Source organism: Variovorax ureilyticus (assembly GCF_037889935.1).
GTDB lineage: Bacteria > Pseudomonadota > Gammaproteobacteria > Burkholderiales > Burkholderiaceae_C > Variovorax > Variovorax ureilyticus.
Genome location: NZ_JBBKZU010000015.1, coordinates 1 through 25448, shown reverse-complemented (window position 1 = coordinate 25448; position 25448 = coordinate 1). Strand labels below are relative to the sequence as shown.

At 68.9% G+C, this 25448-nt stretch carries 23 protein-coding genes; 15 read left to right on the top strand and 8 right to left on the bottom strand.

All coding sequences use genetic code 11. From position 1 onward, the window contains the following. Positions 1 to 85 precede the first annotated feature (85 nt). The 12 genes from pqqA (at position 86) to WKW77_RS27230 (ending at position 11199) form a co-directional block, all read left to right on the top strand. Positions 86 to 160: a pyrroloquinoline quinone precursor peptide PqqA gene (pqqA, locus tag WKW77_RS35080; RefSeq protein ID WP_143044960.1), complete on the top strand. Its 75-nt coding sequence runs from the start codon at positions 86 to 88 to the stop codon at positions 158 to 160. A 70-nt stretch (positions 161 to 230) separates the two neighbouring features. Continuing rightward, positions 231 to 1163: a pyrroloquinoline quinone biosynthesis protein PqqB gene (gene pqqB, locus WKW77_RS27280; protein ID WP_340360033.1), complete on the top strand. Its 933-nt coding sequence runs from the start codon at positions 231 to 233 to the stop codon at positions 1161 to 1163. After that, positions 1160 to 1957, top strand: a complete 798-nt coding sequence (gene pqqC, locus WKW77_RS27275; RefSeq protein ID WP_340360032.1) for a pyrroloquinoline-quinone synthase PqqC — start codon at positions 1160 to 1162, stop codon at positions 1955 to 1957. Before pqqB ends, pqqC begins: the two co-directional genes overlap by 4 nt. Beyond that, positions 1954 to 2217, top strand: coding sequence for a pyrroloquinoline quinone biosynthesis peptide chaperone PqqD (gene pqqD, locus WKW77_RS27270; RefSeq protein WP_340360031.1), 264 nt, complete (start codon positions 1954 to 1956; stop codon positions 2215 to 2217). The genes pqqC and pqqD overlap by 4 nt, the downstream gene beginning before the upstream one ends. Positions 2218 to 2232: 15 nt before the next feature. Continuing rightward, positions 2233 to 3417, top strand: coding sequence for a pyrroloquinoline quinone biosynthesis protein PqqE (pqqE, locus tag WKW77_RS27265; RefSeq protein WP_340360030.1), 1185 nt, complete (start codon positions 2233 to 2235; stop codon positions 3415 to 3417). Then, entirely contained in the window at positions 3411 to 4133 is a 723-nt protein-coding gene (locus WKW77_RS27260; protein ID WP_340360029.1) for an ABC transporter ATP-binding protein, read from the top strand. The genes pqqE and WKW77_RS27260 overlap by 7 nt, the downstream gene beginning before the upstream one ends. Positions 4134 to 4137: 4 nt before the next feature. Further along, positions 4138 to 5115: a PQQ-dependent catabolism-associated beta-propeller protein gene (locus WKW77_RS27255; RefSeq protein ID WP_340360028.1), complete on the top strand. Its 978-nt coding sequence runs from the start codon at positions 4138 to 4140 to the stop codon at positions 5113 to 5115. Continuing rightward, a complete protein-coding gene (locus WKW77_RS27250; protein WP_340360027.1) occupies positions 5108 to 6295 on the top strand; it encodes a type 1 periplasmic-binding domain-containing protein in 1188 nt (395 codons plus the stop codon). Before WKW77_RS27255 ends, WKW77_RS27250 begins: the two co-directional genes overlap by 8 nt. Beyond that, complete coding sequence (locus WKW77_RS27245; protein WP_340360026.1) at positions 6292 to 7131, top strand: ABC transporter permease; 840 nt, start codon at positions 6292 to 6294, stop codon at positions 7129 to 7131. Before WKW77_RS27250 ends, WKW77_RS27245 begins: the two co-directional genes overlap by 4 nt. Next, positions 7128 to 8105, top strand: a complete 978-nt coding sequence (locus tag WKW77_RS27240) for a tripartite tricarboxylate transporter substrate binding protein (RefSeq protein WP_340360025.1) — start codon at positions 7128 to 7130, stop codon at positions 8103 to 8105. Before WKW77_RS27245 ends, WKW77_RS27240 begins: the two co-directional genes overlap by 4 nt. Positions 8106 to 8143: 38 nt before the next feature. Beyond that, on the top strand, positions 8144 to 10213 hold the full coding sequence (locus tag WKW77_RS27235; RefSeq protein ID WP_340360024.1) for a 4Fe-4S binding protein: 2070 nt from the start codon (positions 8144 to 8146) through the stop codon (positions 10211 to 10213). Further along, the gene (locus WKW77_RS27230) at positions 10210 to 11199 is read left to right on the top strand and encodes an FAD:protein FMN transferase (RefSeq protein ID WP_340360023.1); all 990 of its coding nucleotides are present in this window, start codon (positions 10210 to 10212) and stop codon (positions 11197 to 11199) included. Before WKW77_RS27235 ends, WKW77_RS27230 begins: the two co-directional genes overlap by 4 nt. Positions 11200 to 11328: 129 nt before the next feature. On the opposite strand, the gene WKW77_RS27225 is transcribed toward WKW77_RS27230, so the two are convergent. The 3 genes from WKW77_RS27225 to WKW77_RS27215 are packed head-to-tail and all read right to left on the bottom strand — an operon-like array spanning position 11329 to position 16058. After that, positions 11329 to 13863 (bottom strand): TonB-dependent receptor, encoded by a 2535-nt coding sequence (locus tag WKW77_RS27225; RefSeq protein ID WP_340360022.1) that lies wholly within the window; start codon positions 13861 to 13863, stop codon positions 11329 to 11331. Between the two features lie 33 nt (positions 13864 to 13896). Continuing rightward, the gene (locus WKW77_RS27220) at positions 13897 to 14247 is read right to left on the bottom strand and encodes a high-potential iron-sulfur protein (RefSeq protein WP_340360021.1); all 351 of its coding nucleotides are present in this window, start codon (positions 14245 to 14247) and stop codon (positions 13897 to 13899) included. Between the two features lie 11 nt (positions 14248 to 14258). After that, positions 14259 to 16058 carry a PQQ-dependent methanol/ethanol family dehydrogenase gene (locus WKW77_RS27215; RefSeq protein WP_340360020.1) on the bottom strand — a complete coding sequence of 600 codons (1800 nt, stop codon included), beginning with the start codon at positions 16056 to 16058 and terminating at the stop codon, positions 14259 to 14261. Positions 16059 to 16315: 257 nt separating this feature from the next. Between WKW77_RS27215 and WKW77_RS27210 the strand changes: the two genes are divergently transcribed. After that, entirely contained in the window at positions 16316 to 18244 is a 1929-nt protein-coding gene (locus tag WKW77_RS27210; RefSeq protein ID WP_340360019.1) for a S9 family peptidase, read from the top strand. A 3-nt stretch (positions 18245 to 18247) separates the two neighbouring features. Here WKW77_RS27210 and WKW77_RS27205 read toward each other — a convergent pair whose 3' ends face one another. After that, complete coding sequence (locus tag WKW77_RS27205) at positions 18248 to 20605, bottom strand: eCIS core domain-containing protein (protein ID WP_340360018.1); 2358 nt, start codon at positions 20603 to 20605, stop codon at positions 18248 to 18250. Here WKW77_RS27205 and WKW77_RS27200 point away from each other — a divergent pair, their 5' ends adjacent. Together WKW77_RS27200 and WKW77_RS27195 are read left to right on the top strand one after the other, a co-directional pair. Further along, positions 20606 to 20755 (top strand): hypothetical protein, encoded by a 150-nt coding sequence (locus tag WKW77_RS27200; protein ID WP_340360017.1) that lies wholly within the window; start codon positions 20606 to 20608, stop codon positions 20753 to 20755. A 77-nt stretch (positions 20756 to 20832) separates the two neighbouring features. Then, positions 20833 to 21408: an NADPH-dependent FMN reductase gene (locus WKW77_RS27195; protein WP_340360016.1), complete on the top strand. Its 576-nt coding sequence runs from the start codon at positions 20833 to 20835 to the stop codon at positions 21406 to 21408. Between the two features lie 28 nt (positions 21409 to 21436). Here WKW77_RS27195 and WKW77_RS27190 read toward each other — a convergent pair whose 3' ends face one another. The 4 genes from WKW77_RS27190 to WKW77_RS27175 all read right to left on the bottom strand — a co-directional run. Continuing rightward, positions 21437 to 22306 (bottom strand): IclR family transcriptional regulator, encoded by an 870-nt coding sequence (locus WKW77_RS27190; RefSeq protein WP_340360015.1) that lies wholly within the window; start codon positions 22304 to 22306, stop codon positions 21437 to 21439. Further along, the gene (locus WKW77_RS27185; protein WP_340360014.1) at positions 22287 to 23267 is read right to left on the bottom strand and encodes a Bug family tripartite tricarboxylate transporter substrate binding protein; all 981 of its coding nucleotides are present in this window, start codon (positions 23265 to 23267) and stop codon (positions 22287 to 22289) included. Before WKW77_RS27185 ends, WKW77_RS27190 begins: the two co-directional genes overlap by 20 nt. Positions 23268 to 23321: 54 nt before the next feature. Next, positions 23322 to 24959: a bifunctional 3-(3-hydroxy-phenyl)propionate/3-hydroxycinnamic acid hydroxylase gene (locus WKW77_RS27180; protein ID WP_340360013.1), complete on the bottom strand. Its 1638-nt coding sequence runs from the start codon at positions 24957 to 24959 to the stop codon at positions 23322 to 23324. A gap of 14 nt (positions 24960 to 24973) precedes the next feature. After that, a partial coding sequence (locus WKW77_RS27175) for a tripartite tricarboxylate transporter substrate-binding protein (RefSeq protein WP_340360012.1) occupies positions 24974 to 25448 on the bottom strand: 475 nt, incomplete at its 5' end.

Sequence of the window (25448 nt, the reverse complement as noted above, 5' to 3'; positions counted from 1 at the left end):
TGCCGCCACAGGCACGCGATTTGCGCAAGTGAACAGGCCCGAATGGCAATCCCGCCCGGGCCTGTTCCGCTTCCAAGGAGACACCATGCAATGGTCGACACCCGCGTTTGAAGACATGCGCTTCGGCTTCGAGATCACGATGTACATCTCGCACCGCTGAGCCATCACGCACCGGTGGCGCGCGGCGACACCCGCGCCGCCACCGGCCCCCATTCCTTCACCGACCTCTCATGAAAATACTCGTGCTCGGCTCCGGCGCCGGCGGTGGCTTTCCGCAGTGGAACTGCAATTGCCGTCAGTGCGCCGGCCAGCGCATCGGCGACGTCGAAGCGCGTGCGCGCACCCAGAGTTCGGTCGCCGTCTCGGCGGACGGCCAGTCGTGGGTGCTGCTCAACGCCTCGCCCGACATCGGCCAGCAGCTGCGCGGCCAACCCCAGCTTCATCCGCGTCACGGCGTGCGCGACACGCCGATCAAGGCGGTGATCCTGATGGACGCGCAGATCGACCACGTCACCGGCCTGCTCGGCATGCGCGAAGGCCCCTGCATCGACGTCTATGCGACGCCTTGCGTGTTCGAGGACCTGACCACGGTCTTCCCCGTGATCAGCGTGCTCGAACACTATTGCGGCACGCGCTGGCACATGCTGGCGGTCGCCGGCACCCAGCGCAGCGCGAGCTTCACGGTCGACGGCTTTCCGTCGCTGCGCTTCACGGCGGTCGCGATTCCCGGCAAGGCCCCGCCCTATTCGCCGCACCGCGGCGAGCAGACGACCGGCGACAACATCGCGCTCCTGATCGAGGACCTGGACGACGGCAGCCGCCTGTTCTATTCGCCGGGCCTCGCCGAGGTCGGCGCGAGCGAACTCCAATGGATGCGGGACGCCGACTGCCTGCTCGTGGACGGCACGTTCTGGGTCGAGGACGAGATGCTGCAGGCCGGCCTCAGCCGCAAGACCGCGCGCGAGATGGGTCACCTGCCACAGATGGGCGACGAGGCGCGCGTCGGCATGGTCGACGTGATGCTCACCACCGGCGCGCGGCGCAAGGTCCTCATCCACATCAACAACAGCAATCCGATCCTGGACGAGACGAGTGCGCAGCGCCGCGTGCTCGATGGCCATGGCATCGAAGTGGCCTACGACGGCATGGAGATCACGCTATGACGGCAACACTGACAGCCCCGAGCCCCGCCCCCGCTCCTTTGAGTTCGCGCGAGGCGGCTCGCCATGAACTCCAGCGCCTGTGGGACGGCGACGAGTTCGAAGCCCGCCTTCGCGCCTGCGAAGCGCGCTATCACATCCACCACCGCTTCAACCAGCGGCTCAATCGCGGCGAGCTCCAGCCTTTCCAGGTGCGCGCCTGGGTGGCCAACCGCTTCTACTACCAGGTCAACATCCCGCGCAAGGACGCGGCGGTGATGTCCAACTGCGAGGACCGCGCGGAGCGCCGCCGCTGGATCCTGCGCATCCTCGACCACGACGGCCGCGGTGACTTCACGGGCGACGACGCCGGCGGCATCGAGGCCTGGGTGCGGCTGGGCGAGGCGGTCGGGCTCGATCGGGCAGACCTCTGGTCGCATCGTCACGTGCAGCCGGGCGTGCGCTTCGCGGTGGACGCCTACGTCAACTTCGCGCGACAGCGACCGTGGGAGGAAGCCGCGATCTCCTCGCTGACCGAGATGTTCGCGCCGAAGATCCACGCCGACCGGCTCGCCGCATGGCCGACGCTCTATCCGTGGATCGACGTCGAGGGCCTCGCCTACTTCCGCAGCCGGATCCCGCTCGCCACGCGCGACGTCGAGCACGGCCTGGAAGTCGCGCGCCGCTGGTGCACCACGCGCGCCCGGCAGGAACGCGCGGTCGGCATCCTTCATTTCAAGCTCGACATCCTGTGGTCGATGCTCGATGCGATCGAGCGCGGCTTCCCCGACGACATGCCGCTGGAGCAACGACCATGATGGAACGCGACGAACGCCCACGCATGTCGAGCCTCTACCGGATGCAGTTCGAGGCGACGCAGGACCACTGGGTCCTGCTCTACCCCGAAGGCATGGTTCGCCTCAACCTGCCCGCCGCCGAGATCCTGCAGCGCTGCGACGGGCAACGCACGGTGGACGAGATCGTCGCCGAGCTCGAAGCCGCCTTCGAGCAGGCCTCGCTGCACGAAGACGTGATCGGCTTCCTCTGCCAGGCGCGCGAGCGCGGCTGGCTGCAATAGACACAGGGCACGAGCATGGAAGCGCGAGACCCCGGCAAGGTTCGGCCGCCCTTCTGGCTGCTGGCGGAGCTGACCTACCGCTGCCCGCTGCACTGCGTGTTCTGCTCGAACCCGGTCGACCATGCGCGCCACGGCGACGAGATGGACACGGCGAACTGGAAGCGCGTGCTGGGCGAAGCGCGGGCCCTCGGCGCCGTGCAGCTCGGCTTTTCGGGCGGCGAGCCGCTGCTGCGCGACGACCTCGAAGAACTCGTCGCGCATGCGCGCGGGCTGGGCTTTTACACCAACCTCATCACCTCGGGCGTCGGCCTGACCCGCGCATGCGCCAAGGCCCTCAAGGCGGCGGGACTCGACCACATCCAGCTCTCGTTCCAGGACTCGACGCGCGAGCTGAACGACTTCCTCAGCTCCACGAAGACCTTCGACCTGAAAGCCAAGGTCGCCGGCATCATCAAGGACGAGGGCTATCCGATGGTGCTGAACTGCGTGATGCACCGGTTCAACCTGCAGCATGTCGGGCGCATCATCGAGATGGCCGAACGCATGGGCGCGGACTTCCTCGAACTGGCCAACACGCAGTACTACGGATGGGCTTGGCTCAACCGTGCCGCGCTGATGCCGACGGCCGCCGAACTGCGCGAGGCGGAGGCGGTGGTCGACACGCACCGCGCGCGGCTGGCGGGCCGCATGAAGGTCATCTGGGTCTCGCCCGACTACGCCGATGCGAAACCCAAGCCCTGCATGGCGGGCTGGGGCGCGGTGTTCATGGTCGTGGCGCCGGACGGCCTCGCGATGCCCTGCCACAGCGCCCGGATGCTGCCCGGCCCGCCGCTGCCCGATCTGCGATCGATGCCGGTCCGCGAGGCCTGGTACGACAGCGAGGCCTTCAACCGCTACCGCGGCCAGGCGTGGATGAGTCCGACCTGCAGCGGCTGCGAAGAGCGGCACCACGATTTCGGCGGCTGCCGCTGCCAGGCCTACCTGCTGACCGGCGATGCCGCGGCGACCGATCCCGTCTGCACGAAGAGCGCGCATCGCGGCCGCATCGACGAGATACTCGACGCCGCGACGCTGCGCAGCCGCGAAGTCCCTGAACAGCCGCTGCGCTTCGTTCCCGGTGCGGCGCGCGACGCGGGGCTCGTGTTTCGCAGCGACCAGAACTCGCTCGCACTCAGCGCAGCCGGTATCGCGTCATGCTGAAGGTCCAAGGCCTCACTCAGCGCTACGGCTCGCGCGTCGCGCTGGACGCGCTGAGCCTGTCGATCGCGCGCGGCGACTTCGTCGTGCTGCTCGGCCCGAACGGCGCGGGCAAGTCGACCTTGTTCCAGGTGCTGACCGGCCTCTTCGCCGCCGACGAGGGCGATGTGGAGGTGGCGGGCCTGTCGATGCGCAGCGATGCGCGGCGGGCGCTCTCGCACATCGGCGTGGTGTTCCAGCAGCAGTCGCTCGACCTCGACCTGAGCATCGCGCGCAACCTGCAGTTCCACGCCGACCTGCAGGGCCTGCCATCGCACGAAGCGCGCGAGCGCATTGCCTTCGAGGCCGCGCGCTTCGGCCTCGTCGCGGACCTGCAGCGCAGCGTGCGCGAGCTGTCCGGCGGCAACCGGCGCAAGGTCGAGCTGGTGCGCGCCCTGCTGGCGCGGCCGGACCTGCTGCTGATGGACGAGGCCACGGTCGGGCTCGATCCGCAGTCGCGGCGCGACCTCATCGACGGCCTGCGTGACGAAGTGCGCCAGCGCGGCGTCACCGTGCTGTGGGCCACGCACCTCGTGTCGGAAGCCGAGCACGCCGACCGCGTTCTGGTCCTGCATCGCGGGCGCCTGCTCGCCAGCGGCACGCCGGCACAAGTCACGTCCTCTCTCGGCGGCGACACGCTGGAAGCGGCCTTCCTGAACGCCACGCGACAAGCGGGATGACGACATGAACCGATCGAACCTTTCCCTCGTGGCTTTGGCTTTCGCCCTGGCCGCACCGCTCGCCGCCGCGAAGGACAGCCAGCTCGCCTACATCTCCAGCGAGAAGGACCACGCCATCGCGATGGTCGACCTGAAGACGCTGGCGGTGATCGGCGTCATCCCGACCTGCAAGCGCCCGCGGCACATGCAGCGCCTCCATGGCGATACGCAACTGATGGTGGCCTGCAGCGACGCGGGACGCGCCGACGTCATCGATCTCGCGACGCGCAAGCCGGTCGCGCGCGTGCCGCTCGGCGAGGACCCGGAGGTGTTCGACCTGTCGCCCGACGGCAGGACGGCCTATGTGTCCGCCGAGGACGACGGCGCGCTCAACGTGTTCGACATCGCGGCGAAGAAGCTCGTGAAGAGCGTGCCGGTCGGCAAGGAACCGGAAGGCGTCAAGCTGTCGCCCGACGGCCGGCGCGTGTACGTGACCTCGGAGGTCGCGCACATGGTGCACGTCATCGATGCCCACACGCTCGAAGTGATCCGGAACATCCCGGTCGGCCAGCGGCCGCGCCGGCTCGCCTTCTCGGCCGATGGCCGCGAGCTGTGGGTGACCAACGAGCTGGGCGGCAGCGTGAGCGTGATCTCGACCGGCGAGCTCAAGGTGGTGGCGACCCTCCCCTTCGAGGTCAAGGGCATGCGGCCCGACGACATCACGCCGGTGGGCATCGCGCGTTCGCCGGACGGCAGGACGATGTATGTCGGGCTCGGTCGCGCCAACCACGTGGCCTTCGTCGATGTGGCATCGCGCAGGACAACCGCGCTGGCGCTGGTGGGCAAGCGCGCGTGGAGCGTAGCGACCAGTCGGGACGGGTCGAGGCTCTTCGTGGTCAATGGCCTGTCGGACGACATGACGGTAGTGGATACCGCGACCGCCAAGCCTCTGAAGACCATTGCGGTCGGACGCGTGCCGCACTCGGTAGTCGTCGATGACTGAACTCGCCCGTCTTGCGATGGTGGTGGTGCTCGCGCTCGCCAGTGCGGCAGTCGGCGCCGCCACGTTGACGATCGGCATCGTGCAGCGCGCGGACGACGATCGGCTGGATCCGGCGCGGGTTGCACTCGCCTATCCCGGCCATCCGGGCGGGCGGGCACGCGATGCAGTCGACATGGCGATCGAGGAGAGCCGCTTCGAACTGCAGGCGGCGGGTCTGCAGGTGAACGTCGGCGTGCGCGACGTCACGTCGGCGGAAGATGCATCGACCCGGTTGCGACAGCTCGACAAGGCGGGAGCCGTGGCCGCACTGCTCGACGTTCCTGCCGCGTGGATCGCGGCCGGCGCGGCGGCCACGAGCGAGATGCCCATGATCAACGTCGGCGAAAGCGCCGACGCGCCTCGCCAGCAACTCTGTCGCGCCAATCTGTTCCACACGCTGCCGAGCGAGCGCATGCGTGCGGATGCCCTGGCGCAGGCGCTGCTCGCGCGCAAGTGGATGCGGGTCCTTCTGATCCACGGCCCCGGCGCCGACGATGCGACCCGTCTGGCGCTGGCGCAGGGCGCGCTGAAGCGCTACGGGCTCAGGCAGGTCGCGGCAAGGCCATTCAAGCTGTCCGCCGACCCGCGGGAGCGCGACCTCGCCAACCCGCTGCTCTTGACCGGCCCCGCCGCGATCGGCAGCGACTACGACGTGGTCTGGGTGGTCGACAGCGACGGCGAATTCGCGCGGACCCTGCCCTACCGGGTCGCGCTGCCACGTCCGGTGGTCGGCGATGCCGGCATGACCGCGCAGGCATGGGCGCCGCACTTCGAGCGCTACGGTGCACCGCAACTCGAACGCCGATTCATGCGCGCTGCCCAACGCCCGATGACCGGCCACGACTGGGCCGCCTACATCGCAACCAAGGCCGTGCTGCAAGCCGCACTGGCACAGCCCACGCAGCGCTCGGCGGCGAAGCTGAACGCTGTGCTCAACCAACCCGACTTCGCGCTCGACGGCTTCAAGGGCGTTCGACTGAGCTTCCGCGCCTGGGACCACCAGCTTCGCCAGCCGCTGCTGCTGACCGACGGCGTCGGGGTGATCGGCACCGCGCCGGTCGACGGCGTGCTGCATGCGAAGAACGTCCTCGACACGCTCGGCACCGATGCGCCCGAATCGCCCTGCAGGAGCGCGCCATGAGATCGGCCGCCCGCCACCGCGAGGTCCGGCATGCGGTGCAGGCGCTGCGCGCGATCGTGCTGCGCGAGCTTCTCCGGTTCTGGCAGCAGAAGACCCGTCTCGTCTCGGCGCTGGTGCGGCCGGTGCTGTGGCTCGCGGTCTTCGCGGCCGGGCTCCGCAACGTCTTCGGCGTCGCGATCATCGCGCCCTACGACAGCTACATCCCCTACGACGTCTACATCGCGCCGGGCCTGATCGGCATGGTGCTGCTGTTCAACGGCATGCAGTCGTCGCTCGCGATGGTCTACGACCGCGAGATGGGCCTGATGCGGCTCCTCTTGACCGCGCCGCTGCCGCGCTGGTGGGTGCTGCTGTCGAAGATGTTCGCGACCGCGCTGCTGAGCCTGGTGCAGGTGCTGGCCTTCGTCGCGGTCGCGGCCGTGCTCGGAACCGAGCTGCCGGTCGCGGCGCCGGCTTCGTTGCACGCGCTGTTCGCAACGCTGGCCTGCGCGCTGATGCTGGCGTCGCTCGGCCTGCTTCTCTCGGTGTACGTGCGGCAGCTGGAGAACTTCGCCGGTGCGATGAACTTCGTGATCTTTCCGATGTACTTCCTCTCCACGGCGCTCTATCCGCTGTGGAAGCTGGAGGAATCGGGCGCGACGTGGGTGTACCGGGTGGCGCAGTTCAACCCTTTCACGCATGCGGTCGAGTGGATCCGCTTCGCGCTCTACGGCAAGGATCCGGGGATCGCGCCACTGGTCGTGCTCGGCACGCTGGTCGTCTGCTTCACGCTGGCCTGCCGCGGGTATGACCCGCAGCGTGGCTTCGGCGCCCTGGCACAGAGAGGCACCGCATGACCACGCGGCGCAGGCTGCTTCACTTGGGGGCCGTAGCGGCGACGTGCGCGGCCGCGCCGTGGATGCCGGCGCGTGCGACCGACACCGCCTTCCCGCGGCGCGCGCTGTCGCTGTGGGTGCCGTGGGCCGCCGGCGGCGGGACCGACATCACGCTGCGCGTGCTCGCCGAGCTGGCGGGGGAGCGGCTCGGCCAGCCCATCGTCATCGAGAACCGCGGCGGCGCCGGCGGCACGCTGGCCATGCCGGTGCTCCAGCAATCGCTACCCGATGGCTACACGCTCGCGCAGATGCCGCAGACGGTGTTTCGCGCGCCGTTCACGCAGAAGGTGGCGTGGGACCCGATCCGCGACACGACCCCCATCCTGCAGATCAGCGGCGTGACCTTCGGCCTGCTGGTGCCGGCGGCGAGCCCATTGGGCAGCGTGGCCGATCTGCTTGCCTATGCAGCAGCACACCCCGGCCGGCTGACCATCGCGACGAATGGCGTCGGAACCACGCCGCACGTGGTGCTCGACGCGCTGTTCGCGAAGCACGGCCTCGACTTCATCCACGTGCCCTACAAGGGCGTGGCCGAGCAGATGATCGCGCTCTCGTCGGGACAGGTGATGGCCGGCGTCAATGCCAACGGCTTCGCGCCCTTCGTGGATTCGGGCCGCCTGCGCATGCTGGCGACCTTCGGCGCGGCGCGCTCCCGCCGCTGGCCGGACGTGCCGACGATGAGCGAGCTGGGCCATGGCATCGTGGCGATGTCGCCCTATGGGCTTGCCGGGCCACGCGGCATGGCGGCACCCGTCGTCCAGCGGCTGCATGACGCCTTCAAGAGCGCGCTGCTCGACCCGCGGCACGTCGCCGAACTCGCAAAGTACGACCAGGAGGTCGCGTACCTCGACAGCGCAGCCTATGGCCGCAGCATGCGCGAGGCCTATGCGTCCGAGAAGCGCACCGTGGAGCGCCTGGGCCTCGGCCCGGCGTGAGGAACATGCGGCGATCGTGGATCTGCTGGATCGCCGCGATGCTGCTCGCCCTCGCAGGGCATGCAGCGGCCGGCGTGATGACGCGCGCCGGGATCCAGAAGGCGCTGCCGCCGCCGCTGACGGTCGGCGAGCGCGATGCGCAACTGCCCGTCTGGCCGATCTTCAAGCAGGACGCGACCACGACGGTGCTGGCCGGCTATGTCTTCGAGTCGATCGACTTCGCACCGATCCCCGGCTTCTCGGGCACGCCGTTCAACCTGCTCGTCGCGCTCGACCCCAAGGGCACTTTCCTCGAAGTGCGCGTGCTCTCGCACCACGAGCCGGTGTTTCTCGAAGGACTGGGCGAAGGGCCGCTGTTCCGCTTTGCGGATCAATACAGGGGGCTGTCCCTGCAGCAGAACATCAAGATCGGTTCCAACGCCAACCGGGGAGAGCAAAGCAGCAGCGCCAACGTCTACATCGACGGCGTGGCCAAGGCGACGGCCTCGGTGCGCATCCTCAACCAGAGCCTGCTGTCGTCCGCGCTGCGCGTGGCGCGCGCCAGGCTGGGCTTCGCGGCGGGGCAGGACCCGGATCGGGTCGCACGCGTGCGGCAGGACACCTATTCGCCGATGAACTGGGAGGCGCTGCTGAAGGCCGGGCTCGTCAGCCACGTGCGCATCACGCAGGGCATGGTCGACAAGGCCTTCGACGGCAGCGGCGTGGAGCAGCCCGCCGCCGGACACGAGAACGACACCTTCTCGGACGTCTACATCGCCTGGCTCAGCGCACCGCCAGTGGGGCGCAACCTGATGTCGGACGCCGGGTGGAAGCACCTGCTCGGCCGCATCGACGAGGGCGACCACGCCTTCCTCGTGATCGCTTCCGGCCCCTACACCTTCGTCGGCGACCGCTTCGTGCGCGGCGCGGTGCCGGACCGGCTGACCCTGAAGCAGAACGAGCTGCCCCTCGAACTGCGCGACCTCGATCTCGACGAGCCGCTCGCCCTGCCGGCGAGCCTGCGAGGCGCCGATGCGAAGGTCTTCCGCGTGATCGGGCCCGCCGGCCTCGACCCGACGCATGCGCTGGACTTCGCGCTCCGCGTGACGCGCGAAAAGGGCATCGTGTACCCCGAGCGCATCGCGCGCAGCTTCGCGCTGCGCTACACGCTGCCCGCCGAACAGGTCACGATGCCCGCATCGGACGATAAGGGTTGGCAGGGCATCTGGCGCGCGCGGGCCTGGGAACTGGCGGTGCTCGCGGCCGCGCTGGCTTGGCTGACGGTTGTTCTGGCGCGCCCGAAGTGGATCGTCGCCACGCCTGCGCGCCTCGCGCGATTTCGCACCGGCTATCTCGTCTTCACGCTGGTGTTCATCGGCTGGTTCGCGCAGGGACAGCTGTCGATCGTCAACATCACGGCCGTGGTGCAGGCGGTCGCCTCCGGGCGCGACCTGGGCTTCCTGCTGTACGACCCGATGACGGTGGTGCTGTGGGCCTTCGTCGCGCTGACGCTGCTCGTGTGGGGGCGCGGCACCTTCTGCGGCTGGCTCTGCCCGTTCGGCGCCCTGCAGGAACTGCTGGCGCAGGCGGCGCGGTTCGCGGGCGTGCGCCGCATCCGGCTGCACCGCGAGCTCGACGCGAAGCTCAAGCGGGTGAAGTACGGCGTGCTCGCCGTCATCGTCGGCTTGGCGGTCATGTCGCCGGCGTGGAGCGATCGCGCGGTGGAAGTCGAACCCTTCAAGACCGCGATCACGCTGGGCTTCGTGCGCTCGTGGCCCTTCGTGGCATGGGCCGCCGGATGGCTGCTCGCGGGCGCCTTCGTCTACAAGGGCTTCTGCCGCTACCTCTGCCCCCTTGGCGCCGGCCTCGGGCTCCTCGGGCGCGTGCGGCTGCTGCGCTGGATTCCACGCCGCAGTGAATGCGGCACGCCCTGCCAGACCTGTCGCCACCGCTGCGAGTACCAGGCCATCCGGCCCACGGGGACGATCGTCTACGAGGAGTGTTTCCAGTGCCTGGATTGCGTGGCGATCCACGACAGTGCGCAGCGCTGCGCACCGCTCATCGCGAAGGAGCGCGACCGCGTCATTCCGATCCGTCCGTTGCCCGTCGCGGCGGGGAGCAGGACATGAAACGTCGCCAGTTCCTGCACGCGGCGCTCGGCCTCGGCGCGCTCGGCGGCTTCTCGGCCCTGTCGCCGGCGGTGGTCTCGCTGCACTGGTCTCGGCGCTCGATGCTGGGCTTCGGCACCACGCTCTCGCTGCAGGCCGGGCACGAGGATGCGAATGCGTTGGAGCGCGCGCTCGATGCCGCCGTGCAGGCGCTGCGCCGCATCGAGGGGCAGATGAGCCTCTTCGACCCCGGCAGCGCGCTCTCGCGCCTGAACCGCGACGGCCTGCTGCGATCACCGCCGGCGGAACTGGTCGAAGTCCTCGACATCGCGCACGACGTCTCGCGCGACAACGACGGCGCCTTCGACGTCACGGTGCAGCCGCTGTGGCTCGCGTTCGCCGCCGCGCAGCGCGCCGGGCGCCTGCCCAGCCCGCAGGAAGTGCGGGATGCGCGCGCCAGGGTGGACTGGCGCGCGCTGCAGGTTTCGCCGCGCCTCGTCCGGTTCGACATGCCGGGCATGGCCGCGACGCTCAACGGCATCGCGCAAGGCTACGCGGCCGACCATGTGCGCGCGGTGCTCGCATCGCACGGCGTTCGCCATGCGCTGGTCGATGCGGGCGAGTTCGCGCCCTTGGGGTCCAACAGCGAGGCGAGGCCCTGGACGCTCGGCATCGCCGACCCGCACACCGAGTCCGCGCTGATCGCGCGCCTGATGGGCGACGGGCGATGCGTCGCCACCTCCGCCGACAACCTCACGACCTTCAGTGCCGACCATCGCCACCATCACATCTTCGATCCGCACACCGGCTATTCGCCCACCGGACTCTCGGCAGTGACCGTGGTGGCGCAATCCGGCGCGCTGGCCGATGCCCTGACCAAGGTCTTCTTCGTCGCCGGGCCTGCGCAGGCACGGGCGCTTGCGCATCGGTGGAATGTCGACGCGCTGTGGGTCGACAAGGCGGGCCGCTGGGAGGCCACGCCCGGCCTGCGGATCGACGGGGCGTGACCCGAAGGACCATGAAACCGCTCCGGTCCCAAACCAGGAGTACCGCGGAACCGGCTTTGCCGGGCCGCTGGTATTGCCCCCGGTCGGGGGTGGAGAGCGACACGAAGTGCGCGAGCCTGGGGGAGAGTTCTATCCCCCGAAGGTGTAGCGCAGCCCCACCCACGCGGCGCGCGGCGCGCCCGGCGACATCAGGCTCGCGCGGCTCACCGGGTAGTCGCCGTTCGCGTTCTGCGGAAGCCCCCGTGCGATGTAGGCACCGCTCGCGGTGAAGCCATTCGTGCCGAGCTGCCCGCCCGTGGTGTACCGGGTGTTGAACAGGTTCGCGACCTGCACGAAGAACTTGAGATCGGAGCGCGGCTTGTAGTCGACCCCGAGGTTGAAGACCGCATAGCCCGCGCTGCGGCCGGGCCCGGTGTAGTACACGCCGTCGGGCACATGCAGCCCGTTCTCGTTGCCGCGCAGGTTGGCACCGCTCGATGCCAGCATGTCCACGCCGATGCGCCACTGCGCGTTCGGCTCGTAGTCAGCGAACAGCTTGAGCACCTGCGGCGGCAGCATCGGGATGCGGTCGCCTGGCCGGATCTGGATGTTGCCGTCGGTGCCCGGGAAGCCGGCCAGTGCCTGGTTGTTGCTGCTGTTGCCGGAGCCGCCGAGCGTTTCGGCGCTTCGGTAGGTCGCATCGAGCAGCATGAAGTTGCCGCCCACGGTCAGGCCGCGCGCGGGCTTGGCGCTCAGCCCCATCTCGACGCCCTGCCGGCGCGTCTTGCCGAAGTTCCTGAAGTAGCCGAAGCCGCTCGAATCGTCCGCCACGAACAGCAGGTCGTCGCGGTTGTCGGAGCGGAACACGCCAAGGTTCCAGGCGATGTCGGGCTGCATCACGCCGCGAAGTCCGGCTTCGAACGTGGTGGTCACCACCTGCTTGAGCGGCGGATCGCCTGCGAAGGAATTGGGCAGCTTGCAGGGGCTCGCCGGGTCGGCGCAGCCAAGTTCGATGGCGGTCGGCGCGCGGCTGCCCTGGTTGGCGCCGGCGTAGAGCGTCACGGACTCGCTCGGCGCGAAGGTCATCCCGATCGCGGGATTGAAGCGGCTGAAGGTGTAGCGGCCGTCCAGCGAGCCGGGGCCGCCGCCGGGCTGGAGCTGGTCGGTGTTGTCGACGGTGGTGCGGTTGTAGCGGCCGGAGAGCGTGAGATGCGTGCGCGCATCGAGCGCGATGGTGTCGGTGGCATACACGCTGCCGGTGCTCGAACGGCTTTTCAGGCCGACACGTGCGTCGAAGGCGTTCTCCGAATCCTGCGTGCCGTCGGCGAAGGCGCCGGGGCCGAACACCGGCGTGACGGTGCGGTCCGGGTTGATGTAGCCGAACTGCGTGCTCTGCCCGAAACGGACGCGGCTCGCATCGTAGGCCGCGCCCATCACGAAGAGGTGTTCGAGGCTGCCCGTCTTCGCCTCCGCGGAGAGCTGCCCCGCGAGGCCGTAGTTCTGCTGCCGCGTCTCGGTGCGGTTGATGAGGCCGTTGCACTTCTCGTTGGGTTCGGTGTTGAGCAGCGCGTTGGCGATGCAGCGCCACTTCGGGAACGGCGTGTTCGACGCGTTGGCGCCGCTCGCCGGGTAGCCGGTGAAGCCCGCGGCGGCCAGCGCGGCGCGCTCCGCCGCGTTCGGCTGGTAGACCGACTCGCCGAGCGCCTCGTCGTTGACGTCGCCGTTGAAGGTGCTGGTCCTGATGTTGCGGTAGTACGTGTTGCCGGACAGCGTCCAGGTGTCGTTCAGCGCCTGCGTGATCGCCAGGTTGACGAAGGCCGACTTGTTGCGCGTGTTGTCGGGGATCGTGCGCACGCTCGACCAGTCGCGCTGCAGCGCGCCGAGTTCCTGCGTGCCGTTGCCGGTGAGGTCGTTGTCGGCGAACGCCGTGGTCAGCGAGATGCTGCCGTCGCGCGTCACGCGGCCGACCTTGGCGAAGAGCTGGCGCACGTCGGAAGGCGAGTCCACGCGCCAGCCCTTCTCGTGGAAGCGGTTGCCGCTCACGAACCAGTTCCAGCCGCTGTCCTTGTCGCTGCCGCCGGTCTCGAACTCGGCGGCCGCGCGGCCCCAGGAGCCGCCCATCACCTGCACCGAGGTGCCGGGGTTGTGCAGCCCGTCCTTCGTCTGGATGGCCAGCGCGCCGCCGAGCGTGTTGAGGCCGAACAGCGGGTTGCTGCCCGGCATCAGCGCGATCGTGGAGATGGCCGAGCGCGGGATCAGGTCCCAGCTCACCACATCGCCGAAAGGCTGGTTCAGCCGCACGCCATCCATGTATACCGACAGTCCCTGCGGCGTGCCGAGCAGCGGCGACGCGGTGAACCCGCGGTAGTTGATGTCGGGCTGGAAAGGGTTGCCCTGCGTCTCGTTGACGGTCACGCCGCCGATGGCGCGCCGGAGAAAGTTGCCGAGGTCGGGCGAATGAAAGCGTTCGAGGTCCGCATCGGTGGCGGTCTGCACGTTCGAGGGCAGGTGGTCGCGCGGCACGTCGATGCCCGGTAGCGGCGTCGGCGCGATCACCACGATGGTCGCCAGTTCGGCGGGCTCGTCGGCCTCTTCCGCCACGGCCCGGGTCGACTGGCACAGCAGCAGACCGGCGGCCGCGAGCGGTGCCACGGCAAAGGCAGGGAAGCGCGCGTGCCGCCTCATGGCCTGGGTCTCCGCGCGCGTCCCTGCCCGGCTTCAGGCAGCACCCGGCTTCGGGGCCCAGGCCATGCACCAGCCTTCCGCCGCGATCTGCTTGCGGCCGAACATGGCGCATCCGCCCCACGGGTCCGTCGCGGACCCTTGCCACATCGCGCAGTTCACGCAGCGCTGCGTCGCCGCGTGCTTCGGGTACTTCTTCGCGTCGACGGCCTTGGTGTCGTGCTTGTAGCCGAGGCTCACCGCGGTCTCGTCGGATTCCTCGACGCGCGGCGGTGCGGCCAGCGCCGCTGCGGGCACCAGCGCGACGATGCAGGTGCCGGCCATCGCGCGGCCGGTGAAGGCCCTGCGCGTGAGGCCGATGGTCTTGCCTTGGTTGATTTCCTGCATTTCATCGCCCCTCAGTTGGACGCCACCTGGGTCGCGCCGCCGGCCTTCGCCGTATGCGATGCGCCGCCACCCGCCCCGGGGATCTTGAAGACCCAGACCATGCCGCCCTGCTCGAGCAGGTTGACCTTCTTGGCCACCTCGCCGCCCCACAGCGGCACCGCGCCGCCCCAGCCGGAGACCACGGCGATGTACTGTTCGCCGCCCTGCATCCACGTGACCGGCGGAGCGACGACGCCCGAGCCGGTCTGGAACTGCCAGACCACCTTGCCGGTCTTCGCATCGGCCGCCTTCAGGTAGCCCTCCGGCGTGCCCCAGAACACCAGGTTGCCGCCGGTGGTCAGCACGCCACCCCAGAGCGGCGCGCTGTTCTTCACTTCCCAGGCGATCTTGCCGGTCTTCGGGTCGATGGCGCGCAGCGAGCCGATGTAGTCCTCGTTGAGCGGCTTGATGGTGAAGCCGGCGCCGAGGTAGGCCGCGCCCTTCTTGTACGCGACAGGCTCGTTCCAGATGTCCATGCCCCATTCGTTCGCGGGCACGTAGAACAGCTTCGTGTCGGGGCTGTAGGCCATCGGCATCTGGTTCTTGCCGCCGAGGAAGCCGGGCGCCGCGAACACCGAGCTGCCCTTCTTGCCTTCGGGCGCCTCGGTCGGATTGCCGGGGCGGTTGTCGGCGATGAAGTTGGGCCGGCCCGTCTTCAGGTCGATGCTGCTGGCCCAGGTGATCTTCTTGACGAAGGGGAAGGCGTTGAGGAGCTGGCCGGTGGTGGCGTCGTTCACGTAGAAGAAGCCGTTGCGGTCGGCCTTGCCGCCCACGCGCTTGCCGTCCATGTCGAAGGTGACGAATTCGTTGACGCCGTCGAAGTCCCAGCTGTCGTTGGGCGTGCCCTGGTAGCTCCACTTGATCTGGCCGGTCTTGACGTCGATCGCCACGGTCGAGCACGAGAAGAGGTTGTCGCCCTCGCGCAGGTGGCTGTTCCACGGTGCGGGGTTGCCGGTGCCGAAGTAGGCCAGGCCCGTCTTGGCATCGTAGGTGCCGCCGAGCCATGTCGTGGCGCCGCCGGTCTTCCAGAGGTCGCCGGGCCAGCTCTTGTTGACGGTGCCCGAGATGCCGTTTTCCTTCTTGTTGCCGTCCTTGTCGTAGACGTAGCCCATGTGGCCTTCGACCGTCGGGCGGGTCCACAGCAGCCTGCCGGTCTTCGGATCGCGCGCCTCGACGCGGCCGACCACGCCGAACTCGCCGCCCGACACGCCCGTCAGCATCACGCCGTCGGCAATGATCGGCGCGGCCGTGGCCGAATAGCCGGCGGCGTAGTCGTCGATCTTCTCCTTCCAGACCACGTCGCCGGTGTTCTGGTCGAGCGCGACCAGTTGCGCGTCGAGGGTCGCGAAGATGACGAGGTTGTCGTAGAGCGCAGCGCCGCGGTTGACCACGTCGCAGCACGGCATGATGCCTTCGGGGAGGCGGTGCTCGTACTTCCACAGCTTCTTGCCGGTGGTCGCGTCGAGCGCAAAGATGCGTGAGTACGACGCGGTCACGAACATCTTGCCGTTCGCGATCACCGGCTGCGATTCCTGTCCGCGCTGCTTCTCGCCGCCGAAGGAGAAGGCCCACACCGGCAGCAGCTTCGACGCATTGGCCGCGTTGACCTGCTTCAGCGGCGAATAGCGCTGGCCCTGGGTGTTGATCCCCCAGGTGAGGACGTTGCCTTTGGCCGTGGCCTCCGACTGGATCATCCGGTCCGTGACCTGGGCATGGGCCGTCGCGGCGGCCAGACCGACCGCGATGAGCGCGGTCAAGAGCTTCAGTTGCATGGTGTCTCCTTGCGGGGTGGATCGTGGATCGCGGGAACGCTCGAAGTGAGCACCCTCCGTGGCTTGAGGGGGCAAGTGCCATGCCATGTGCCCAGATCCCCTTGCAGCCGCGCGGGCGGCCCATCGGCGGGTGCCGGCGTGCGGGTTTTCCCGTTGAACTGCTACAGGGTTGAACAATCGCGCGGGGCGGAGCGTGGCATCGCGTCACAGCGGACGGATACGGTTGCGCACGCCATCGCGGATGGAACAATCCACCCATGTCCGATCCCGTCACCGCACCATTCGGCACCTGGCCCTCGCCGATCACCGCCCGGCACGTGGCCTCTGCCCAGACCACGCTGGCCGAGGTGCTGCAGGACCGCGGCGATGTCTGCTGGATCGAAGGCCGGCCCACGGAGGCGGGGCGGCAGGTGCTGGTCCGGCTGGGCTCGGACGGCAAGCCGGTCGACGTCACGCCGGCGCCCTTCTCAGCGCGCACGCGGGTGCATGAATACGGCGGCGGTGCCGCGCTGGTGTCGCAGGGTACGGTGTATTTCTCGAACTTCGCCGACCAGCGCCTCTACCGCATGGACGACGGCGTCCCGGTGGCCCTGACGCCGCCCTCCGAGGGCGCCGCGCTGCGCTATGCCGACGGCCTGATCGACGACCGGCGCCGTCTCTGGATCGGCGTCCGCGAGGACCATCGCGCATCGGGCGGGGAGGCGGTCAACGACATCGTCGCCGTGCGCCTGGACGGCGGCGATGCCGGCAGCGTGATCGTGCAGGGCAGCGACTTCCATGCATCGCCGCGCCTGAGCCCCGACGGGACCCGGTTCGCATGGCTCGCGTGGAACCATCCGGACATGCCGTGGACCGCGGCCGAACTCTGGCTCGGCGACTTCGACGGCACCGCGATCACCAACGCGACGCACATCGCAGGAGGCAAGGACGAATCGGTGTTCCAGCCCGAATGGTCGCCCGACGGCCTGCTGCACTACGTGTCGGACCGAAGCGGCTGGTGGAACATCTACCGGCGCAATTCGGACGGGACCACGACGAACCTGTGCCCGATGGCCGCGGAATTCGGCCGCGCGCAATGGGGCTTCGGCATGTCGACCTATGCCTTCGTGTCGGCGCACGAACTCGTGTGCGCCTACATCGAAGACGGCATCGGCAGACTCGCGCGACTCGACGCGCGCGACGGCACGCTCATGCCGTTCGACCTGCCGTACACGGATTACTCGTCCGTGCGTGCCAGTGGCCGCAAAGTCGTGGTCAAGGCCGGCGGGCCGCATGTCGCGGCGGCCGTGCTGGTGGTCGATGCAGCCACCGGCGATGCAAGCGTCGCCTGGCGCAGCGCCAGCGTGGCGGACGACCCGGCGCTGCAGGGCCATGTCTCGGTGCCCCGGCTCATCGAGTTCCCCACGCCACGCGGCGGCACCGCCTTCGCGCTGTTCTATCCGCCGGACAACGCCGGCTTTCGCGGCCCGGCCGGAGAGCTTCCGCCGCTGGTGGTCAAGTGCCATGGCGGCCCCACCTCCTCGGCATCGCGAAGTCTCGACCTGCGCACGCAGTTCTGGACCAGCCGCGGCATTGCCGTCGTCGACGTGGACTACAGCGGCAGCACGGGCTATGGCCGCGCCTACCGCGATCGCCTGCAGGGCATGTGGGGCGTGGTCGATGCGGAAGACTGCGCGGCCGCCGCCTCGTACCTTGCCGCGAGCGGGCAGGTCGACGCGACACGCGTGGTGATCACCGGCGGCAGCGCCGGAGGATTCACGGCGCTGCGCTGCCTCACCCATGAGGACCCGGCGATCCGCGCGTGCTTCCGGGCCGGCGGGAGCCACTACGGCGTGAGCGACCTCACCGCACTCGCGCACGACACGCACAAGTTCGAATCGCGCTACCTCGACTGGCTGGTCGGACCGATCTCCGATCCGCAGCCCTACCTCGACCGCGCGCCGGTGCGCCATGCCGATCGGCTGGAAGCGCCCGTCGCGTTCTTCCAGGGCGACGAAGACAGGATCGTGCCGCCCAGCCAGACCGAGGTCATGGTGGCGGCCTTGCGTTCACGGGGCATCCCGACGCTCTACCTGCTCTTCGCCGGCGAGCAGCACGGCTTCCGGCAGGCACCGAACATCGAGCGGGCGCTCGAAGCCGAAGCCGCGTTCTTCCAGGCGGAGGCCTTCGGCAGGAACGCGCCATGAGGTCTAGATCTTGCGCCAGCTGATCAGACCGTCCCACATCTTCTTCCAGTACTGGTCCGGTTGCGCATCCGGTTCCAGCGCGTCGAACCACTCGAGAAGAACATTCGGGTTCTTGTCGGGTTCGTAGGTGATTCTGCTGCTGAAGACCGGCCCGTCCTTTCCGCCGAAGTTGAAACGGCCAAACAGGAGTTGCTTTCCCCTCGGCTGTTGCGCCTGGTAGTTGAACTCCTGTGAGCCCAGCCGCATCTGCGCCGTGAGCTTGCCATCGCTCGTCAGGTCGATCCGAAGCGTGCGCGCGGCGAAGAGTCCGAGAATCGTCGGCTCTCCCTTGAAGAGTTCCCGGTACTCCGGCTTGTAGGAGCCGGGGAGACCTCGCACGTCGACCGGCGCCTGTTTCGCTTCCGTCCTGGCGCGCGGCGGCGCCGGGAACGCGACGAATCCCGATTGCAGGTGGAATCCCTTGCGCGCCTTGTTGGACGGATCGCTCGGGCTGGGCTTGGGATCGCCTCGCGCGTAATCGGCAGTCATCACCTGTTGGCCCTGCGGGACGTCTCCAACGGGCTTCGTGATGCTGCTGATGTACATCTTCTTGAAATGGACGATGTCACCGGCGGAGTGCACGCCGGTGGGGCCGGCGAGGACGTCGGGTTGATCCGGCACTTCGACGACCATGGTGACTCCCACGCCATAACCCTGATTGCGCCAGTTCTCGATTTCCGGAGTGAGCTCCTTGAGCCGGTCGACTGCCATCTGGACTTCATGGCCCTGCAAAGCGCTGAAGAGGGCCGCGTTGATCATGGCAGCAGCCCCTTCGACGCCTCCCTTGACCTCCTGCTGGGCGATCGCCGGCTCGGGGATGCGGATGGGCTCGACCACCTGGCCTCGTCCCTCGAAGGGGCCGGTGGACCTGCCCGTGGGCGCCTCCTGCGTCCCTCCGCCTCCGCCGCGGCGATTGGCGACTTCGGACACTTTGCCTGCGCGCAGAGAGCCGGTCTTTTCGGTCTTGCCTCCCCGTCCGCCAAGGCTGCGGTCGGTGGTTGGCGCGCGGCCGCGCGAACGATCACCGGTTGGCCTCGTGCGGCCGCGGCCTCCGGTTTCGGCCGCATCGGGAAGCTCCGGACGATCAGCCGTCTTTCCGACCTCTTTGGCCTTCGCGGCTTCCTTGATCCTGATGGCCTCGTCGCGAGGATTCGGGAGGGTCTTGTCGGGGTCGACGATCACCGAGATCATGATTCGCCCACCCTTTTCGCGCGGCATGACACGAACGCAGTCATGACACAAGGGGCGCGACACCACCAGGCCATCGACGTCCACGCCTTTCTCCTGCCTGTAGGCCTTGATCAGCTGTTCTGCATGTTCCAGCCCGCCCGATCCCGGGGGCGGACCGTCGTTCGGCCCGTATTGCCGGGCGGGTCCCTGAGGTTTCTTTTCCGAAATGCCCTGCTCCGTATCTCCCACATAGAAGAGGTTGAGCTTCTCCGCGGCTTTGCGAATCTCGGGCCCGTTGGGGATACCGGCGACGGCATACACGAGCCTCGGATCCTCGCCCGTGTTCCCTCGGCTGACCATGGCGATCGCAATGACGCCGTTCGCCTTGAGCTCGATCCGGACCTTGCGGGGTAGCGCTTCATAGAACTGGCGCAGAGCGTTCTCGAGAAACTGCATCGCGTTCTCGTGAATGACGCCTTCCGGAACCTTGTTCCTTTGCAGCGCCATCGTGGCGTTCTGCTGAACGACGTGCGTGAGCTCATGGGCGATGAGCCGGCGACCCTCTTGCGCGCCCGGCGAGTAGCGCCCTTCGTTGAACACGACATCGTGCCCCACCGTGTATGCATGAGCACGGACGTCACGCGCGGAGCCGGCGGCAAGCGCATCGGAATGGACGCGCACGCGCGCGAAGTCATAACCGAAGCGATGTTCCATGTCGCGCCGGACCGCCGGGTCGAGGGGACGGCCTGCGCTCGCCAGCGTTTGCATGACGCTTTCGGGAACCTGCTCGGAGGCGCCGTTGGTTCCAGACGAGTACGGCCGGATCGCGAGCGGAGCGCCTCCGCCATCGGCTTCGACGACCCGTGAAGCGATGCGATCAGCCTCCTGCTCATGAACGTCGCCCGGCTCGCTGATCTCGAGCTTGGCCTGAAGCTCGGCGTGGCCGGTGCATTTGTCGCACTCGCAGTTGGCTGCGCAGCTTCGTTGAAGGGCGACGCGCGGAGAGATCGGGACCGAGCTCCAGTCCCAAGCCGCCGTGGGAGGCGCTACCGCATGGACCGGTTGAGGACCTGGGCTGCGCTGAAGCACTCGAACGGACGATCGGGTCGCAGAAAGGCCGGCCTTCGGATTCGCCGGCGGGATCTTGAACACTTGCGTGCACCCTCCGGAGGCCGTCCCTGGAAGACCACGAGTCTCGAACGCCCCGACAGCAAGGTCAAGGGCCGAGTCCTCCGCGACGCGATCTACAACACGCTGCCCCGCGGCGGGCCGATCGCGGCCACCGTGCGGGTGCTGGACTGAGCATCGAACGCCACTTGCAGGCAAACTGCGCGGTCCGCCCGTCCGGGCGGATCTGAAATCAAGTGGATCGAAACTCAATGAACAGTGCAAAGAAACGCGTGATCGGCATCAGCGGGAGCCTGCGCAAGGACTCCTTCAACACCATGGCGCTCAAGCTGGCGGCCTCGAAGCTGCCCGCCCATGTGGAAATGGACATCCTCGACTGGCGAAGCGTGCCGCCCTTCGATGCGGACCTGCTGGCCGAAGGATTTCCGGCGAGCGTGGCCGCCATCCGCGAGCGCATCGCCGGTGCCGATGGCGTTCTCATCGTCACGCCCGAATACAACTTCTCGGTGCCCGGCATGCTCAAGAACCTGCTCGACTGGGTGTCGCGCGGCGCGGACCAGCCGCTGGCCCGCAAGCCGGTGGCGATCCTCTCGGCGTCTGCCGGCCCGCTGGGCGGCGCGCGGGTTCAATACGACCTGCGCAAGGTGCTGCTGTTCATGAACGCGATGGTCCTTGCCAAGCCCGAGGTGTTCATCGGCAATGCGGCCGCCAAGTTCACGGCGGAGGGCCACTGCACGGACGAGGACACCGGCCGCTTCGTGCACCTGCAGATGCAGTCCTTCGCGACCTGGATCGACGAAGTCGCCCGCATGTCCGCGCCTGCCTGACGCGCGCGCCGAGCCCGGCGCAGGAGGGTCAGTCTTCGCGCCGGCGCCATTGGTGCCCGCTGAGGGCATCGCGCAAATCCCGGCTCGTGCGCTCCAGCAGCTGCTGGAGCTGGGCGAGGCGCGCGGGTTCCATGCGCGCGTTGGCCGCCGCGACCGTCACCGCGCCGATCACCTGGCCGAGACTGTCGAAGAACGGCATGCCCACCGCGGTCACGCCGGGATTCACCCGGTTGCGGATCACCGCATGGCCACGGCGCGTGGCCTCTTGCAGCGACTGCGCGAGCAGCTCGGGCGGGAAGCCCCAGTGGCGCTCGATCCTCGCGGTCACGTTCTCCAGGATGCCCTTCCGCTCGTCCGGCGGCAGGGCCGAGAGGATCGCGAGCCCGCCGGCGCCGAGCCCGAGCGGACGCCGGCTGCCGATGTGAAGCGTGACCACGCGCAGCGGCGTCGGGCCCTCGGCGACGTCGATGCACACCGCCTCGTCGCCGCTTCGCATGATGAGGTAGGCGGTCTCGCCCGCGTCGCGGGCCAACGCTTCGAGGGCCGGGCGAAGCAGGCCGCGGATGTCGAACTGCTGCGCCGCCGCGAGGCCGATCTCGTAGGCCAGCGGGCCGACGGTGTAGTGGCGGCTGGATTCGATGCGCATCGCCAGCCGCTCGTCCTGCAGCTGCTGCAGCAGGCGATGCATCGTGCTGTTGGGCAGGCCCGCGGCCTTGGCCAGGTCGGTCAGCGCGAGGCCGCGGCGCCCGGCGGTCGCCAGTAGCCGGAGCACCGCGGCGGCGCGGTGCAATGCGCCGTCACGGCTCGCTGCGGCTGCATCGTCGTGCGCCGCATCCGCATGCGATCGAGGGGCGCCCTCGCGGACGACGGAACGTGTGTCAGGTTGATGTGATGCCACGCGATTTGATCAGCTTGTCCCAGAAGCGCATCTCCTCGCGAATATAGCGGTCCATCTCGGCGGAATCGCTGGGCGTGGCCTCCATGCCCAGCTCCGCGAGCTTCTGCCGCACGGCGGCGAGCGCGAGCGCCTGCCGCATCTCGGCCGACAGCGCCGACACGATGTGGGGCGGCGTGCTCTTCGGCACCACCAGGCCCTGCCAGGCATAGATGCCGGACGGCGCGAAACCGAGTTCCTTCAGCGTGGGCACGTCGGGCAACTGCGCCATGCGCTGGTCGCCGGTCACCGCGAGCGGAACCAGCCGCCCATCCTTGATGAAGGGCAGCGACAGCGACGGCGAGATCACCGCCACCGGCAGCTGCTTGCCCGCGACATCCTGCATGGCCGGCGAATCGCCCTTGTACGGCACGTGCTGCGCCGTGATGCCGCCCGAAGAAGCGAGCACCTCCATCGCCATGTGGTGCGGCGTGCCGACGCCGGCGGAGCCGTAGTTGAAGCTCTTGCCCTTGCGGGCATCGGCCACCAGTTGCTGGAGCGAGGTGATGCCGCTGCCTGGATGCGTCGCGACGATCAGCGGGAAGCGCGCCATCAGGCCCACCGGCACGAAGTCCGTGAGCGGGTTGTAGCGGACCTTGGGATAGATCGCGGGATTGAGCGCGAGGATCGCGATGTCGGCGGTCAGCAGCGTGTAGCCGTCGGGCTCGGCGCGCGCGACGCTCTCCGCGGCGATCATGCCGGCGGCGCCCGCCTTGTTGTCGACGATCACCTGCTGGCCGAACTGCGTCGACAGCTGTGCAGCGACCGTGCGCGCGAGCACGTCGGTGCCGCCGCCGGGCGGAAAGCCGACCACCCACTTCACGGTCTTGGTCGGATAGCCCTGGGCGAGCGCCCAGGGACTGAGCATCGCGAGCGTGGTGCCGGCAGCGAAGGTCCTGCGCGTCATGCGGGGAAGGGAAGCCATGGAGTCTCCTTTTGAGTTGGAACGGGGATCCGGGCGGCGACGGCCGTGCCGACGTCAGGCGTGCGCAGGCACCGCACCGTCTTCGACGGGCGAGCCCGCGAACAACGCATCGCCGAGTTGTGCGAGGAGCGCCTGCAGGCCGGCTGCATCGCGGGCGATGCCGAAGACATATCGGTCGGGCCGCACGATGACCGCGCGCGCACCGAGCGCGTGAAGCCAGCGCCCGAAAAGGCCGTCGCGCTCGCGCACTGCGAGCACGCCCTGCGGCGCACGCTCCGCTTGCGTGGCCACGACGACATCGCGGCCGCCGATGCGCTTCCAGAGTCCGGCGGAAGCGGCATCGAACCATTCGCGAGTCTCCAGGGCGTCGGTCACGAACAGGAAGCCCGGCGGCAGCAGGTTGTCGAGGCGGCGCACGGCCTCGCCCTGATGCACCCAGGGCTGCACGAAGAGTTCGCCCGCGCCATCGGCCCGGGTGCCGTCGTCGTTGCGCGCGATGAGCCCCGTCTCCAGGTTCGGAATGAACTTCTGCCGCACGGTTTCCGAACGCCCCGCGGCGAGCCGTTCGCCGAGTTCGCGATCGCGCTCGCGCGCCGCCTGCGGATCGAGCTCGCCGATGATGAGGCCGAAGTCCTTCGCGTGGGTCACGATGGTGCGAACGTGCTGCTTGCGTTCCAGCCCGTAGCTGTCGAGCAGGCTCGCGTCGAAGCCCAGCCGCTCCACGCCGTCGATCTTCCATGCGAGGTTGACCGCATCGCGGATGCCCGCGCACAGGCCCTGGCCGAGGAAGGGCGGCATCTGGTGCGCCGCGTCCCCCATGAGGAACACGCGCCGGCTGCGCCATTCGTTGGCCACCAGCGCATGGAAGCGATAGACGGCCGAGCGGCACAGTTCAAGGTGGGTGGTGTCGGCGAAGCTCGACAGCACCTCGATCACCGATGCCTCGGTCCGGAAGTCGTCGGCCGTCTCTCCCGGCAGCAGCTTGATCTCCCAGCGCCGCAGGTTGCCGGGGCCGACGATGTAGGTGCCCGGCCGCGAAGGCCTGCAGTACTGCACGCATCGCTCGGGCAGCGCCACCGGGCCGCGCAGCCACGCGTCGACGACGATCCACCACTCGTCGAATTCGAGATCCTCGATGGTGGTGTCGATGCCGCGCCGAACCGCGCTGCGGCTGCCGTCCGCACCGATCAGGTAGCGCGCGGTGTGGCTCCGCATCGCGCCGTCTTCGATCCGCCGCACGTTCACGCGCACGCCGTCTTCGAAGGGTTCGTGGCCGGCGAATTCGTGGCGCAGGAAGGTCGCGACCTGCGGATGGCGCGCGACGCCCCGTCGCAGCGTGGCTTCGAGTTCCGGCTGCACGAACATCCAGGCCGGCTCCCAGGCCAGCAGGTGCGGCGGCGGCGCCGGATAGAAGCGCTTGATCACCTGCCCGTCGATGCCGACGAAGTCGGTGCCCGGATGCGGCGAGGTGGTGGCCGCGATCTCGTCGGCCAGTCCGCATTCCTGGAAGACGCGCATGACTTCCTGGTCGGCGGTGATCGCGCGCGGCTTGTCGTAGATCGCGTCGGCCTGGTCGAAGACCGCAATGCGGTAGCCGCGCTGCGCCATGAGCTTCGCGAAGGTCGCGCCGCTCGGGCCGTAGCCCACGATGGCGATGTCGAAGTCGAAATCAGTCGTCTGGCGTGTGTCCACGGAAGGTCTTCCTTTCATTGCTGCTGGATCTGCGCGTCGCGGACTACCTTCTTCCACTTCGCGACCTGCGTGCCGACGAAGGCGCGGGTGTCCTGCACATCGGCCGAGGGCGTCACGATGCCGCCGGTGGCCTCGAGCTGCTTGACCACGTCCGGCGACTTGAGCACGCGCAGAAGCGCCGAACGCAGGCGGGCGGCGACATCCGGCGGCAGGCCCCTGGGCGCGGCCACGGCGGTCCACGAGGTCACCTCGTAGCCGGGCACCACGCGCGCGACGGGCGCCACGCCCGGCAGCAGCGGCGAGGGCTCGGGCGAGGTCACGCCCAGCGCGCGCAGGCGGCCGCCTTCGATCTGCGGCCTCGCGACGGTCACCGAATCGAACAACAGGTCCACGCGTCCGGCGACGACGTCCTGCACGGGCGCACCGCCGCCCCGGTAGGGAATGTGGTTGAGCTGCACGCCGGCCATCGACTGGAAAAGCTCGCCCGAG

Coding starts and splice junctions, on each gene's coding strand:
- WKW77_RS27230 (WP_340360023.1), top strand. CDS start 10,210: ATGAAACGTCGCCAGTTCCTGCACGCGGCGCTCGGCCTCGGCGCGCTC.
- WKW77_RS27225 (WP_340360022.1), bottom strand. CDS start 13,863: ATGAGGCGGCACGCGCGCTTCCCTGCCTTTGCCGTGGCACCGCTCGCG.
- pqqD (WP_340360031.1), top strand. CDS start 1,954: ATGATGGAACGCGACGAACGCCCACGCATGTCGAGCCTCTACCGGATG.
- WKW77_RS27255 (WP_340360028.1), top strand. CDS start 4,138: ATGAACCGATCGAACCTTTCCCTCGTGGCTTTGGCTTTCGCCCTGGCC.
- pqqC (WP_340360032.1), top strand. CDS start 1,160: ATGACGGCAACACTGACAGCCCCGAGCCCCGCCCCCGCTCCTTTGAGT.
- WKW77_RS27210 (WP_340360019.1), top strand. CDS start 16,316: ATGTCCGATCCCGTCACCGCACCATTCGGCACCTGGCCCTCGCCGATC.
- WKW77_RS27245 (WP_340360026.1), top strand. CDS start 6,292: ATGAGATCGGCCGCCCGCCACCGCGAGGTCCGGCATGCGGTGCAGGCG.
- WKW77_RS27195 (WP_340360016.1), top strand. CDS start 20,833: ATGAACAGTGCAAAGAAACGCGTGATCGGCATCAGCGGGAGCCTGCGC.
- WKW77_RS27240 (WP_340360025.1), top strand. CDS start 7,128: ATGACCACGCGGCGCAGGCTGCTTCACTTGGGGGCCGTAGCGGCGACG.
- pqqB (WP_340360033.1), top strand. CDS start 231: ATGAAAATACTCGTGCTCGGCTCCGGCGCCGGCGGTGGCTTTCCGCAG.
- WKW77_RS27220 (WP_340360021.1), bottom strand. CDS start 14,247: ATGCAGGAAATCAACCAAGGCAAGACCATCGGCCTCACGCGCAGGGCC.
- WKW77_RS27235 (WP_340360024.1), top strand. CDS start 8,144: ATGCTGCTCGCCCTCGCAGGGCATGCAGCGGCCGGCGTGATGACGCGC.
- WKW77_RS27260 (WP_340360029.1), top strand. CDS start 3,411: ATGCTGAAGGTCCAAGGCCTCACTCAGCGCTACGGCTCGCGCGTCGCG.
- WKW77_RS27215 (WP_340360020.1), bottom strand. CDS start 16,058: ATGCAACTGAAGCTCTTGACCGCGCTCATCGCGGTCGGTCTGGCCGCC.
- WKW77_RS27250 (WP_340360027.1), top strand. CDS start 5,108: ATGACTGAACTCGCCCGTCTTGCGATGGTGGTGGTGCTCGCGCTCGCC.
- pqqE (WP_340360030.1), top strand. CDS start 2,233: ATGGAAGCGCGAGACCCCGGCAAGGTTCGGCCGCCCTTCTGGCTGCTG.
- WKW77_RS27185 (WP_340360014.1), bottom strand. CDS start 23,267: ATGGCTTCCCTTCCCCGCATGACGCGCAGGACCTTCGCTGCCGGCACC.